This is a genomic window from Pseudomonas sp. OST1909, from assembly GCF_015277575.1.
In the GTDB taxonomy this organism is placed as follows: domain Bacteria; phylum Pseudomonadota; class Gammaproteobacteria; order Pseudomonadales; family Pseudomonadaceae; genus Aquipseudomonas; species Aquipseudomonas synxantha_A.
In genome coordinates, this window is the sequence record NZ_CP063780.1 from 2,249,506 (window position 1) to 2,263,154 (window position 13,649).

A 13,649-nucleotide genomic window follows, 5' to 3' on the forward strand; every position below is an offset into this window, starting at 1 on the left:
TTTATTGGCCTTGCAGCTCGGCCAGTTGAACCTGCAGCATCCTCTCCAGTTCCAGCATGAGATGCTCCAGCGCCTTGATGCCGGTTTCAATGGTTGCCCACTCTTCATTGCGAGCGCAGGTTTGCTCCAGCGCTTCGCATTGCCCAGCCAATGAATGGGCCTGAACGATACGGGCTGCGCCCTTGATTTTGTGGGCTTGCTCAATGATCTCAGGGGGTTGGGCCTGCCGGTTCAACAGCGTGACAAGCGCCTGACGGTCGTCACGGCTGCTGCTCAGCAGCTCCTCCAGCAGGCGTCGACTCAATTGCGGGTCGCCGCCGGTCAACGCTTGCAGGCACTCGAGGTTCAGGCGCTGGTTCGCAGGTTTGGGGGCGATTTGCGCCAGTTGTCGTTCCAGTACGGTCAGGCTGATGGGCTTGAACAGGCAGTCATCCATGCCGGCCTGCACGCAACGTTGTCTTTCCTCTGGCTGGGCGTTGGCGGTAAAGCCCAGCACCACGCAAGGTACCAATTGTTCGCGTTGCTCATACTCACGGATTGAACGGCTCAGCTCATAGCCATTCATGATGGGCATGTTGCAATCGGCGATCACCAGGTCGAAATGCTCCTTGCGCCAGGCCTGGAACCCTGCAGCACCGTGCTCGGCGGCAGTGAATTGATGACCCAGGTAGCCCAGTTGCTGGCACATCAGCAGGCGGTTCGCCGGGTGGTCGTCTACCACCAGTACATTCAGCACCCGAGTGGCGGCCGGCGCTTCAGGCTGTTGCTCACCCACCACCGTGATCGTTTGCAGGCGAGGTACGCTCAGGTTGACGTGCACCTGGGTACCTACCATGGGCACGCTGCTCAGGCTCAACTGGCCGCCCATCATGGCGCACAGGCTGCGGCAGATCACCAGCCCCAGCCCCGCGCCGCTTCTGGCCAGTTGACCGGAATTGTCCGCTTGGGCAAAGGGTTCGAACAGACGCAGTTGATCCTCCCTGCTGATGCCGATGCCGGTGTCTTCCACCACCAGCTTCAGCTCGATCTGCTCCGGTGCCTGGGTCGGCTGTACTTCCACCTTGATCTTCACCTGACCTTGCTCGGTGAACTTGATCGCGTTGCTCACCAGGTTCGACAGTACTTGCTTGAAGCGCAGAGGATCTATCAGCACTTCGATATCGTTCAGGTCGGGCTTGAATTCCAGCAGCAGGCTGAGGGTTTTCTGGCGTGCCAGACCGTCGAAGACACGCACCACCGACTCAATCACCTCGCGCAGGTTGACGCGCTCCGGCGCCAGGCTGAGACGGCCGGACTCGATACGTGCGATGTCCAGGATGTCACCGATCAACTCCAGCAGATCCTTGGCCGAGTTGTACGCCACTTCGATGGCCGGGCGGTCGAGATGCCCTTGATCGGCGCGCTTGAGCGTCAGTTCGAGCATTCCGATCACGGCGTTCATGGGCGTACGGATCTCGTGGCTCATGGTGGCAAGGAACGTGCTCTTGGCGCGATTGGCCTCATCGGCCCGCTCTTTGGCGGCGCGTAGCTCATCAAACAACTCGCGTCGGTCGCTGATGTCGATCCAGCCGCCGATGATGCCCTGGACTTCGCCTGTGGAGTCGCGGTACGGCAGGATCCAGTGATAGATCGTCAGTTTGCGCTCGTGGATATGCAATGTGCGATCCAGGATCAGCGGAATGCCCTCGGCCACTACGCGCAGATAGTCGGCATGGTATTGCGCCGCCTCCGACTCCAGGGCCATGCTCATCTGGGTGACGCTTTTGCCGATCACGTCTTCGCGTTTGACGTCGAATACCTGCAGGTAGCTGTCGTTGCAGGTTTGCAGCAGGCCGTTGCGGTCACGCACGTAGATCGGATGGGGGGTTTCATTGACCAGCGCACGCATGAATTCGAATTGGTCGTTCAGGGCCCGTTCGGCCATTTTGCGGTGTTTTATCTGGCGCCGCATGTAGGCGTTCCAGGTCAGGGAAATCAGTAGCAACAGCCCGGTGCCGATGATGATTCGAGATATCAATTGATGGTAGTTGCGCCAGTAGCTGTCGGACGCGGCGGTGTAACCCCGCCAACGACTGTTGATCACGCCCATTTCATCCGGGGCGATGCTGAGCAGCGCCTTGTCGAGGATTGAGCTCAGCTCCGTGGCGTGGCGCGATGTCGCCAGGGTATAAGTTGCCGGCGTAGTGCCAATGCTGGCGCTGATCTGCAGCTTGTCCTGAAAAGCCTTGGCAGACAGCAGGTAGTTGGCGATCACCAGTGTGCTCACCGCGCCATCCACTTGGCCTTGTGCGAGTAACTCCGATGCCCTGAAAGTATCACTGGTTTCGACCAGGTGAACCTGGGGAAAATCGTTGGTCAAGGTCTCGATCAAGGGGTTGCCCTGGGTTATCGCCAGGCGCTTTCCTGCCATTTGTGCGATGTTCGCGGGTGGCCCTGGCTCCTTGCGTGTCAACAATACGTAGGAGTTTTCCAGGTAGGGTCGGCTGAAATTGAGCTGCGAGTCCCTTGTGTTGCTCGGCACAATGGCCCCGATCATATCGACCTTCTGGCTGGTGACCTGATCGATCATCGCGTTGACATCACGCCCGCGTACGATCGAAAAGCGTAGGCCGGTGCGCAGGCGAATCAGCTCCAGGAGATCGGCGGTAATGCCGCGAAAGTTGCCGTCCGCATCGAAGAACGTGAGAGGCGCGAAGGTTTCATTGACGATCACCTTGACCACCGGATGCTCTTTAAGCCAGCGCTCTTCGCGTTGGGTCAGTTGCAATTTCTTGTCGGTGAGCAGGATATCGCTGCCGGCGCTCCAGCGTTTGGCGATGCTGTCTCGTTCGGTGATGGGGACCGCAGCCAGGACCGCGTCGACAATGCTCAGCAGCACGCGGTTATCTTCACGCATGGCGAAGCTGAAACCATAAGCCTCATGCTTGCCGAAATTGGCCATGCGGATGTTTTTGAGATAACCCTTGTTGATCATGTAGTGGGTGGAAATGGTGTCACCCAGAAACACATCCGCCTGGTCGAAGGCCACCGCATTCAAGGCGTTCTGATAAGACGGATAGGCGCGGATGATGGCCTTGGGGTACAGCTTTTCTACCTCATTGAGCGGCAGGTAATGGTAGACAAGGCTCAAGCGCAGCCCGTCCAGGCCCTCGTTGAGGCTACGGGTTTCTCCCTCGCGGGTGACCAGTACCGGTTGGTCCACGGCGTAGGGTTCAGAGAGGATAAGGTTCGGTGTCGCAGCCTCAAAACCGTTGGATGAGCCCAACAAGTCGATTTCCCCGGTTTCCAAGGCTCGAATGGCTGCATCCCGGGACGGGTAGCGCATTACGTTGACCGGCAAGGAGAGTGCTTTGGCCAACAACCCCGCGTAATCGGCGGTCAGCCCTTCATAATCATAGCCGCTGGACGTCAGGTCGAATGGCGGGTAATCGGGCGCGGAGGTGCCCAGCACCAGTTCGCGTTTGTTTTGTAGCCACTGGTGCTGAGCCTTATCAAAATGAGTGCCGAGTTGAACGGCTCCCGCACGACTCAATAAGGTGAAGCGTTCCGGGTTTGTTTGGTGCTCTGCGAGCACGGCAGTGCTGAAGTACAGACCGGCACTCAATATAATCAGATAGTCCTTTATACGCCTGGGCATCCGCTTTCTCACACTAGCGCGTTTCGTTTTGCCATCTCGATGAGTTCTACCAAGGATTTGGCTTTGAGTTTTTGCATTAACCTCTTTTTATAAGTACTGACAGTCTTGTTGCTCAAAAACATGCCTTTGGCTATTTCCTTGTTAGTGCGGCCTTGTGCAAAAAGTTGCAAGACCATCAGCTCCCGGTCATTGACTGTCTTGAACAGTTCCAGTTCTTGTACATCCAGGCCTTCCGTTCCGGGGCCGTTCAACGCCTGGCTGGGGAAGTAGTTGTAACCGGACAGGACCGCACGGATGGCGCTCAGCAACTCGCTCAAGTCCCCTTCCTTGCACACATAGCCCTCGGCACCCGAGCGCATGCATCGCGTGGCGAACAGCGTAGGGCATTGCGCCGTGAGCACGAGGGTTTTCATCGAGGTGTTCATGGCGTTGAATCGGCAGAGCACCTCAAGGCCGTCGAGTTTCGGGATGCTGATGTCGAGAATCACCAGGTCTGGAAGGCATTCGCGGACCATCTGTATCGCATCGCACCCATTGTCTGTTTCGCCGACGACCTTGTAACCCTCATGCTCCAGTAACATTCGAATGGCAAGCCGGATTACCGGGTGGTCATCGATAATAAAAACTGAGTTCATAATTACATTCCATGCTGGTGCAAATAAAGCGGGCACATTAGCTCAGAAGATGAGGGTGCAGCATGAAGCGCACAGGGAGTAAATGCAAAACAGGAAAGTTCCTACATTTAATAAGGCAAAAGCCTACAAGTTGTCAGGGTGGCGTTACAGGGTATATCAATAATTTGAAGGTGGTTACGCCAACAAACGGGGCCTTGGATTTTACGACGGGCCTTATAGTGTTTTTCGTTGAAAATGGTGTTTAAGTTCCTACATGAGAGAGTTAAAAGTTAACCTATTAGCCTTTCCAACTCATCTTTGTTCAAGGGCTTGGATAAATAGCCAAGCAGTGGAAGACGTCGTTGCAAGGCTTGCCTGCTCAGGTTGATCAATTCCTGCATGGGTAAGCCGCTTAACAGAATGGCGCCAGTGATGAAGCGCTGGCGGTTGGCGATTTCGATCAGTTCAAGCCCTGGCAGGTCAGGCAGGCATTGGTCACACAGCATCAGGTCGAAGGGGTGTTCGGACCGACTCATCGTGTGTATGGCCTGCTCGGCATTTTCCACGGGTGTCAGTTGCTCGAAGCCGAAGCTTTTGAGCAAGCACTGGGTGGCCAGAAGTTGAAAAGGGTGATCCTCCACCAAAAGAATACGAAGAGAGTGTCTGGGCATAAAAGTGCACACAGTGATGCAAGCGTCGATGGGGGCGGTAGGAATTGCGCGGCTGGCCCGTTAGGAGCGTGCGTGATTATTCTTCGGGCGCCTGTACGAATTCGATCAGGCCGCTCTGTTCCCATCGTAGGGCGATTCGTTTCAGGGAACGGGCGGCTTGATCGGATCGTTATTGAGGGCTGGAACGCCCGGTCATCTCCCGTGCCATTTCAGTGGCGTAGCTGTCGGTCATACCGGCGATGAAGTCGATCATCCGCAGGAACGAGGCGTGCAGCGGCCAGGCCGGATCCGGCGCGCTATTGCCCAGCAAGTCCAGAATGCGCCGATTCTTGAATGACGGCGTGCGCCCGCCATGTTGTTCAAGGGCCGCGCCGCAGAAGGCGTTCAGCAGGATTTCCAGGGTGGTGTAGGCGCCGATTTCGTGCAGTGTCTTGCGCTTATCCTGGAAGATCTTCTTGCGCGCCATGTCCTTGGCATCCAGCACACAGCGCTTCGCCGGCCCGTGCATATGCTCGACCAGATCACCCGGCAGCGTGCCAGCGAGCAGGGCGTCCTGCTGTTCGACAAAGGCCTGCGCCGCCGCATTGGTCAGGTGCTCAATCGCTTTGCCGCGCAAGATCGCCAGCTTGCGGCGCCGAGAGTCAAGCGGGCCCAATTGGCGGTACGTCTGCGGCAAGTCATCGCCCACCAGATCAAGCAACAGCGACTCGACTTCGGCGTACTGCAGCAGCTCCATTTCCAAGCCGTCTTCCAGGTCGATCAGCGCATAGCAGATGTCGTCGGCCGCTTCCATCAGGTATACGAGCGGGTGACGGGCCCAGCGTTGCTCTTCAAGCTGGGGCAGGCCGAGCTTATGGGCGATCTGCTCCAGAATCGGCAGCTCGCTCTGGTAACAGCCGAATTTGTGCTTCTTGTAGCCCAGCGAGTCGGCGTGGCGGGCGGTCCAGGGGTACTTGAGGTATGTCCCCAAGGTGGCGTAGGTCAGCCGCGTGCCGCCGTCGAACTGATGGTATTCAAGTTGGGTCAGTACACGAAAGCCCTGGGCATTGCCTTCGAAGTTGAGAAAGTCATTGCGTTCGGCGCTGCTCATGTCGTCCAACCAGCCGCGCCCGGCGGCCTGTTGGAACCAGTGGCGAATGGCATCCTCGCCAGAGTGCCCGAACGGCGGGTTACCGATGTCGTGGGCAAGGCAAGCCGATTGCACCACCATGCCCAGGTCGCTCGGGTCGCACCAGTCGGGCAGGGCGCCGCGCAACGTTTCACCCACGCGCATACCCAGGGAGCGGCCGACGCAACTGACTTCCAGCGAATGGGTCAGGCGCGTGTGGATATGGTCGTTGCTCGATACCGGATGCACCTGGGTCTTGCGGCCCAGGCGCCGGAACGCGCCGGAGAAAATAATGCGGTCGTGGTCTTTGTGAAAGGGGCTGCGGCCCAGTTCTTCAGGGCTGTGCAGAGGTTTTCCCAGGCGTTCGCGGTTCAGCAGGGTGGGCCAATCCAAGGCAACTACTCTCCGTTCGGTGAATGACATCCGCCAGCTTCCCGTTTCCGGCGTGGCGGAGCAAGCAAAAATCTACAGGTCGGCGGTGCGGGCGAAAAAAGGCCCGGCACCTGTTGAGGAGGGCCGGGCCACTGGTATCGGCAAGCTAACCGCTGGCAAAGGTTTAACCCTTGCGTGAGCCTTGCATGGCCAATTTGATCAATGGGATCAACCCTGCACCCAGCCGCACCAGACGTGTCACGCTGCTGATACTGCCGCCCTTGGCGCCCTTGCCGGTGAAAAAGCCCATCAGCGTTACCGCCGCCACGCCCCACAGTGGCGCGTGCTTGATGCCCAGGCTGTCCTGCCAGTTGTGGCGCATGTTGCGCATTTTCTGCAGAGGGGCCATCAGTTGCTGGGACTCATGGCGGATTTCCTGGCGGTGCATTTCCATGCGCAGGCGGATCAGCGTCTTGCGCATTTCCCGGCGGGAGGTATTTTTCGGGATCTCGGTCATGCTCATGGCAGCAGGCGCTCCCGGTCGTTGGCCAGCTCTTCGAGCGTGGCGTGGAAGGGCGTGGATTCATCGAACACCGCCGCTTTCAGGCGCACACCGCAGAAGGCCGCGGCCAGGCTATAGAACACGCAAAGGCAGATGATCCCTGTCAGGCGGTAGCCGGTATCCCACACCAGGATCATCACCAGCGTCGACAACCCTACCAGCAACAGCAGGGCGAACACCAACGCCAGACCGGCAAACAACAACAGGCTGACAGTGCGGGCCTTTTGCTCCTGCAATTCGATGCCAAACAACTCGACATGGCTGTGCAGCAAGCCCAGCACAGCGGCGCCCAGGCGTCGGGAGGTGGAACCGCTTGCCGAAGAATGTGCGCTCGTTGATGAGCTGGATTCGCCGATAGACATGATTAGCGCCTTGTAGCCAGCAGACCGATCAAAAAGCCCACGCCGGCAGCGATGCCGACCGACTGCCATGGGTTGGCTTGCACGTAGTCTTCGGTGGCGGTGATGGCCGCCTGACCGCGCTCGCGCAGGGAGTCTTCGGTCAGTTGCAAGGTCTCGCGGGCCTTGAGCAGGCTCTCGTGGATCTTGGTGCGCAGTTCGTCGGCCTGATCGCCGGCCAGCACTGCGGTGTCGTCCAGCAACCTTTCGGTATCACTGACCAGGGTTTGAAAATCCGCCATCAGTATCTCTTGAGCAGTCTTTGCTGTTTTACCGGCCATGGTTGTCTCCGTGTGTGGCTGATCTGTACGTGTGGTTTCGAGTCGCGGCGTTCGCTGAAGGTTCACTGCAATTGTGTGGTACAGCTTTTGCTTTGCGTTGGTGCGCAGGCTCAAAGGCCCGCGCCGAATATGGGCGGTCGGGGCGCAAGCCTTGAAAAACCTTACCCTAAATAACTAAAACCCGCGGAAAAACCCTGTCGGCAACGGCCAGTTGTGTTGATCGCTGCGCTAAAGCGGTTCATGCCTTCCCAGGAGGGGTGAAGCCGGTGGTACCCATTTAGTGCACCCACCCTGGGCTTGAACCGATTTGGTGCTTTTTTGCCTTGATGCAGGCCTGCCAACCTCCATGGAAAATTTGCAAAGTGCGGTGGATACACTCGTCCATAGCTCCAACACCCTGTTTATCCTGATTGGCGCGGTCATGGTCCTGGCCATGCACGCCGGCTTTGCCTTCCTTGAAGTCGGCACGGTGCGCCAGAAGAATCAGGTCAACGCCCTGTCGAAAATCCTCAGCGATTTCGCCATCTCCACCCTGGCCTATTTCTTTATAGGCTATTGGATCTCATACGGTGTGAGCTTCATGCAACCGGCAGCCGTCATCAGCGCCGATCATGGTTATGGCCTGGTGAAGTTTTTCTTCCTGCTGACCTTCGCCGCGGCGATCCCTGCGATCATTTCCGGCGGCATAGCCGAACGTGCGAAGTTTGCTCCGCAGTTGTGCGCCACTGCGCTGATCGTGGCGTTTATCTACCCGTTCTTCGAGGGCCTGGTGTGGAACGGCAATTTCGGTCTGCAAGCCTGGCTGCTTGCAAGCTTTGGCGCCAGTTTTCACGATTTTGCCGGTTCCGTGGTGGTGCACGCCATGGGCGGCTGGCTGGCGCTGGCGGCGGTGTTGCTGTTGGGGCCGCGCAACGGACGTTATCGCGAAGGGCGCCTGGTGGCGTTTGCACCGTCGAGCATCCCGTTCCTGGCGCTGGGGTCGTGGATCCTGATCGTGGGATGGTTCGGCTTTAACGTGATGAGTGCGCAGACGCTCAACGGGGTCAGCGGCCTGGTGGCCGTCAATTCGTTGATGGCCATGGTTGGCGGCACCGTGGCCGCGCTGGTGATCGGCCGTAACGACCCAGGATTCCTGCACAATGGACCCCTGGCCGGGCTGGTGGCGATCTGCGCAGGTTCCGACCTGATGCATCCGGTGGGCGCGCTGGTCACCGGCGTGGTCGCAGGTGGCTTGTTTGTGTGGTGCTTTATCGCTGCCCAGGCGCGCTGGAAGATCGACGACGTGCTGGGCGTGTGGCCGTTGCACGGCTTGTGTGGCGTGTGGGGCGGCATCGCCTGCGGCATCTTCGGGCAGGCCGCCCTGGGCGGGCTTGGCGGCGTCAGCTTGATCAGCCAGTTGATCGGCACCGGCCTGGGCGTGTCGGTGGCGTTTGGTGGCGGCTTGCTGGTGTACGGCGTGATCAAGCGCGTGCAAGGGCTGCGCTTGAGTCAGGAAGAGGAGTATTACGGCGCGGACCTGTCGATCCACAAGATCGGTGCGGTCAGTCAGGATTGATCGGCGCTTGTTCATCAGTGTGTGGCGGCGGATAAAACCCGTGCAGCAAGCGATAGTGGTTCTGCCGCACTTCATCCACCCGCGCCTGTACCTGTTGGTCCGGCAGGCCCAGCAGGATCAGGGCGTGGGAAGCGAGCATCAGGCTTGATTCAAGCAACTCGGGCACCACTTCGCTGGCCCCCGCGGCCTTGAGTTCAGCCAACTGGCTGTCATCACGGGTGCGCACCAGGATCGGCACCTGTGGGTTGATCCGTCGCGCTTCCTTGAGCACCACCAGGGCGACATCGCTGTTGTCGACGGCGATCACCACCAACCGCGCTCGCTCCAGGCCCACAGCACTGAGCAAGGCACCCCGGCGGCAGTCGCCATAATGCACGCTGCTTTCCTCGGTGGCGGCCTCCTGCACCCGTTCGGGGTCGTCATCCAGGGCGATAAACGCCTGGTGCTCGCGGCGCAAAAAACGCCCGATCGATTGTCCCACCCGACCATAACCGCAAATCACCGCGTGCCCGTGCAACTGAGCGTTGAGCGCGGTGATGTGCTCCAGTTGCACTTGCTGGTTGGGCTTGCGATGCAGGCGCAGGGCAATGGCCGGCGCTGCGCGCAACAGCAGCGGCGTCAACAGCATCGAGCAGAACGTGGCGGCCAGGAGCAGGCCGTTGAACTCATCCGGAATCAACCGGCTCTGTTGCATCTGCGCCATCAGCGCAAAACAGAACTCGCCACCCTGGGCCAGGGCCAGGCCGCTGCGCCAGGCGGTTTCAGTGTCGCTGCCGCGCAGCTTGACCAGTGTGGCGACTACGCAACCTTTGACCAACATCAGCGTGATGGTCAGACCTAGGATCAACAGGCTATGGCTGATGAACAACTGCAAGTCGATCAACATGCCGATGCTGACGAAAAACAGCCCCAGCAGAATGTCTCGGAACGGCCGGATATCCGCTTCGATCTGGTGACGGTAATGACTTTCACCCAGCAACATGCCGGCCAGGAACGCCCCAAGGGCAGGGGACAGGCCGAGTAGATGGGTGAGCCAGGCCGTGAGCAACACAATCACCAGCGCCAGCAGCACGAACAACTCTGCGGAATGGGACGCGGCGACTTCACGGAACAACCGCGGCAGCAACCAGCGGCTGGCGAATAACAGCCCCACGAACAACACCACAGTCTTGCCCAGGGTCAGCGGCAACGCCCAGTACCAGGCTTGGTCACTGCTGCCGGCAAACACCGGCACCAGTGTCAGCAGCAATACCGCCACCACATCCTGGAACAGCAGCACGCCTATCGCATTCTGGCCGTGGCTGCTGAAGATCTCCCCAAGACTGGTCAGTTCCTTGCTGACGATGGCCGTGGACGACAACGCCAACCCAGCACCCAGCAACAGCGCGACGCCGGGCGCCAGGCCCAAGCCCATCAGCGCAGCGCCGAGCAAGGCGCCGCATCCCAACACCTGCAAACTGCCCAGGCCAAACACCACGCGGCGCAGGGCGAACATTTTCGACAGGGAAAACTCCAGGCCCAGGGAGAACAGCAGAAACACCACGCCCATCTCGGCCAGGTCCGGCAGGTCCTCGTTGTCGTTCACCCAGTCCAGCGCGGTAGGCCCTACCGCCAGGCCCACGCACAGGTAGCCCAGCACGGGCGGCAGTTGCAGCCGGCGAAACAGCGCAATCACCACCAGAGATGAGGCCAGGATGATCAGCAGGTTGGCAAACACAGGCATCTCCATTGCAGGTGGACGGGCAAAAAGCCGCGAGAATCGCTGAATCAGTTATAGGCCATGGTGACTTGGGTCAGGTGTTTTGTCGGCAATGGGATTTCATGGCGCGAGCGGGTTTAGAATGGTCACTTGTTTTTCTGACCGGGTTCTCTCGTCATGCCTCCTGAATGCCAGCTGTTCGGCACCCTGGGTTGCCATCTGTGTGAAATTGCCGAAGCCGAAATCATGCCGCTCGTCGAACACGGGCTGCTGGTGGAGTTGGTGGATATCACTGAGCCAGATGACCTGACAGAAGACTACGGCCTGCGGATTCCGGTGCTTCGCCGCAAGGACACCGGGGCGGAACTGGACTGGCCGTTCGACACCGACCAGGTCGTTGCCTTTCTGCGCTGACGTTTATCCGATGGCGGGTTCGCCGATATTACGTTACTGTATATTCGTACAGCGATTGAATAGAGGGAACGCCCGTGGTGAATGTTGAACAATTGAAAAGCAGCGTCAATCGCATGTCCGCCGATGTGGTGCGCGACGCGGTCAACGAGCTGCGCCTCGATGGGCTGGTCACGGAAGGCAAGACGCCCTTCAACAAAGTGCATTTCAACACCTGCTTTGCGGAAATCGAGGCGCTGTTCCAGCGTGCCGGTTATCACAAACAGTTGGATGTGGTGGGTTATCAAGGCTTGCTCTACGCGCTCTATGATCCGGGCCGTTGGGAAGCAGTGGACGTACTGCGCTGGCTCAAGGAGTTCACCGAGGCGGCGAGCGCTTCGCCGGTGCTGCGGGCCCAACTGGCCAAGGCATGAGAACGGCCCTAGGCTCAATCGCGCTCCATGCGGGATAATACCCGCCTGTTTCCAGGTTCGAGCATTTGCATGTCCACTTCCGGTTTTTCCGCCGCCCAGCACCAAGCCAGCACGTTGTATCTGCCACCGGGGCCTTGGGCAACGGTGATCGACTGCCTGTGCGATCACTTCCCGGCCATTGGCCGTGAACAGTGGCGGGACCGCATTGCCCGGGGGCGAGTGCTGGATATCAACGGTAGCCCGATCAGCCAGGGCCTGGCCTACAAGGAAGGCCTGTGCATCTATTACTTTCGCGAAGTACCCAACGAAAAAGTGATTCCGGCACAGGAAACTATCCTGTACGCCGATGAACATCTGGTGGTGGCGGACAAGCCGCATTTCCTGCCGGTAACTCCCGCCGGCGAGTACGTTGAGCAAACCCTGTTGCGTCGCCTGATCCGTCGCCTGGACAACCCCGCCCTGGTGCCGTTGCACCGCATCGATAGGCACACGGCGGGGCTGGTGCTGTTCTCGGCCAACCCGCAAAGCCGCTCGGCGTACCAGCAACTGTTTCCCACGCGGCGTATCGACAAATTCTACGAAGCCATCGCCCCGGCCCTGCCGAATCTGAGCTTTCCCCTGGTGCATAAAAGCCGCCTGGTGGATGGCGAACCCTTCTTTCGGATGCAGGAAGGGCCGGGCGCCAGCAACACCGAGACGGCCGTTGAGGTGCGCGAGAAAAAGGGTGGTTTATGGCGTTACGGTCTGTTCCCGGTGACTGGCAAGAAACACCAGCTGCGCGTACACATGACTGCCCTCGGGGCGAGTATCTGCAATGACCCGTTCTATCCCGAGGTGGTCAAGGACGCCGAGGACGACTACGCCCACCCCCTGAAGCTGCTGGCCCAGGGCGTGCGTTTCATCGACCCGCTAAATGGTGAAGAACGCAGTTTTCACAGCCGTATCACCCTCGACTGGTAAACGCCGCAAACGACAAGGCCCGCGCGAGGCGGGCCTTGTTGGCAAGCGTTAAGGCTTACAGATCTTTAACGGTGCGAACCTGATCTTTATTGATGCGGGTGCGCTTGCCGTCAAGCTGTTGGAATTCGTAGAAACCCGAATCTTCGTCAAATTTCGGGGTGTCGACGGCCTGGATTTCGCGACCGTCATTCAGGGTGATCACTGTTGGCGAGGCGCAACCGGCGAGGGTGGCGAGGCCCAGTGCAAGCATGAGAGCGGCGATGGTCCGTTGAGTCATGAGTTTGTCTCCGAGAAAATACTTTTAAATTGCTGACCTTGTGACGTATGGGACGTCGGCAAAGTTCCTTGTGAAAGGCTCATTCTGACACGCCAGCCCGTGGGTGCAACAGCTCGGGCGTATTAAGATTGGCCAGGCGCGGGTCATCGGCCGGGCATTCCAGGCCGACGCCACCCAGTTGCAGCAGGACCTTGCGCGGGCTGCGTTCACCCGCTTGCCAGGCCCGTTCCACCTGATCTTTCAGGCCTGTTGGGATAATGCACAGCAAGGGTTCCCAGAACTCGCCATGACGCACCATGACGGGAACCTGCAGATTGCGTTGGGCAATCTGACGCAGGTCGGCCAGCAGTCGCTCATCAATCTGCGGCACATCGCACGGCAAGATCAGCAGATGTTCATGGCGTGCAGCGAAGAGTCCTGCTCGGATACCCGCCAACGGGCCGGGAAAGTCCGAGCTGTCATCACTGACCAGTTGGTCGGCATAGGGCGCGTAGTGTTCAAGGTTGCGATTGCACGAGATGATCAGGTCATCCGTGAGCGGCCTGACCAGCCGTTGCAGGTGGGCAATCAAGGGCTCGCCCCGCCATTGAAGCAGCCCCTTGTCCTGGCCGCCCATGCGTTGGCCACGACCACCGGCCAACAACAGAATCGAACAAGGCAGGGGTGAAGATTCAAGAGACATGGCGGTTCC

14 protein-coding genes are annotated in these 13,649 nt (G+C 59.1%); 4 read left to right on the plus strand and 10 right to left on the minus strand.

The features are described from left to right. Window position 1 precedes the first annotated feature (1 nt). The 7 genes from IH404_RS09910 to IH404_RS09940 all read right to left on the minus strand — a co-directional run bounded on the left by IH404_RS09910 (window position 2) and on the right by IH404_RS09940 (window position 7,643). Window positions 2-3,637, minus strand: a complete 3,636-nt coding sequence (locus IH404_RS09910) for a transporter substrate-binding domain-containing protein (protein ID WP_005786464.1) — start codon at window positions 3,635-3,637, stop codon at window positions 2-4. 8 nt (window positions 3,638-3,645) lie between these two features. After that, window positions 3,646-4,272 (minus strand): response regulator transcription factor, encoded by a 627-nt coding sequence (locus IH404_RS09915; RefSeq protein ID WP_005786466.1) that lies wholly within the window; start codon window positions 4,270-4,272, stop codon window positions 3,646-3,648. A gap of 269 nt (window positions 4,273-4,541) precedes the next feature. Beyond that, a complete protein-coding gene (locus IH404_RS09920) occupies window positions 4,542-4,922 on the minus strand; it encodes a response regulator (RefSeq protein ID WP_005786468.1) in 381 nt (126 codons plus the stop codon). Window positions 4,923-5,091: 169 nt separating this feature from the next. Continuing rightward, window positions 5,092-6,423, minus strand: a complete 1,332-nt coding sequence (locus IH404_RS09925) for a deoxyguanosinetriphosphate triphosphohydrolase (RefSeq protein WP_005786469.1) — start codon at window positions 6,421-6,423, stop codon at window positions 5,092-5,094. Window positions 6,424-6,586: 163 nt separating this feature from the next. Further along, complete coding sequence (locus IH404_RS09930; protein WP_005786471.1) at window positions 6,587-6,925, minus strand: hypothetical protein; 339 nt, start codon at window positions 6,923-6,925, stop codon at window positions 6,587-6,589. After that, complete coding sequence (locus IH404_RS09935; RefSeq protein ID WP_005786473.1) at window positions 6,922-7,326, minus strand: phage holin family protein; 405 nt, start codon at window positions 7,324-7,326, stop codon at window positions 6,922-6,924. The genes IH404_RS09930 and IH404_RS09935 overlap by 4 nt, the downstream gene beginning before the upstream one ends. Window positions 7,327-7,328: 2 nt before the next feature. Further along, window positions 7,329-7,643, minus strand: a complete 315-nt coding sequence (locus IH404_RS09940) for a YqjD family protein (RefSeq protein ID WP_005786475.1) — start codon at window positions 7,641-7,643, stop codon at window positions 7,329-7,331. Window positions 7,644-7,989: 346 nt separating this feature from the next. Here IH404_RS09940 and IH404_RS09945 point away from each other — a divergent pair, with 346 nt between their 5' ends. Further along, a complete protein-coding gene (locus tag IH404_RS09945; protein WP_122732662.1) occupies window positions 7,990-9,198 on the plus strand; it encodes an ammonium transporter in 1,209 nt (402 codons plus the stop codon). Here the strand turns inward: IH404_RS09945 and IH404_RS09950 are convergent. Continuing rightward, the gene (locus IH404_RS09950; protein ID WP_157264135.1) at window positions 9,185-10,921 is read right to left on the minus strand and encodes a monovalent cation:proton antiporter-2 (CPA2) family protein; all 1,737 of its coding nucleotides are present in this window, start codon (window positions 10,919-10,921) and stop codon (window positions 9,185-9,187) included. The two genes, IH404_RS09945 and IH404_RS09950, sit on opposite strands and share 14 nt — an antisense overlap. A 153-nt stretch (window positions 10,922-11,074) precedes the next feature. On the opposite strand from IH404_RS09950, the gene IH404_RS09955 reads away from it, so the two are divergent. The 3 genes from IH404_RS09955 (at window position 11,075) to IH404_RS09965 (ending at window position 12,681) form a co-directional block, all read left to right on the plus strand. Beyond that, complete coding sequence (locus IH404_RS09955; RefSeq protein ID WP_005786480.1) at window positions 11,075-11,311, plus strand: glutaredoxin family protein; 237 nt, start codon at window positions 11,075-11,077, stop codon at window positions 11,309-11,311. A 74-nt stretch (window positions 11,312-11,385) separates the two neighbouring features. Beyond that, entirely contained in the window at window positions 11,386-11,721 is a 336-nt protein-coding gene (locus tag IH404_RS09960) for a hypothetical protein (RefSeq protein ID WP_003189932.1), read from the plus strand. Between the two features lie 69 nt (window positions 11,722-11,790). Beyond that, window positions 11,791-12,681 (plus strand): pseudouridine synthase, encoded by an 891-nt coding sequence (locus IH404_RS09965; protein WP_005786484.1) that lies wholly within the window; start codon window positions 11,791-11,793, stop codon window positions 12,679-12,681. Window positions 12,682-12,736: 55 nt separating this feature from the next. On the opposite strand, the gene IH404_RS09970 is transcribed toward IH404_RS09965, so the two are convergent. Both IH404_RS09970 and mobA read right to left on the minus strand, forming a co-directional pair. After that, window positions 12,737-12,958 (minus strand): YgdI/YgdR family lipoprotein, encoded by a 222-nt coding sequence (locus IH404_RS09970; protein WP_005786486.1) that lies wholly within the window; start codon window positions 12,956-12,958, stop codon window positions 12,737-12,739. A 79-nt stretch (window positions 12,959-13,037) separates the two neighbouring features. Continuing rightward, on the minus strand, window positions 13,038-13,640 hold the full coding sequence (mobA, locus tag IH404_RS09975; protein WP_005786488.1) for a molybdenum cofactor guanylyltransferase MobA: 603 nt from the start codon (window positions 13,638-13,640) through the stop codon (window positions 13,038-13,040). Between the last annotated feature and the right edge of the window lie 9 nt (window positions 13,641-13,649).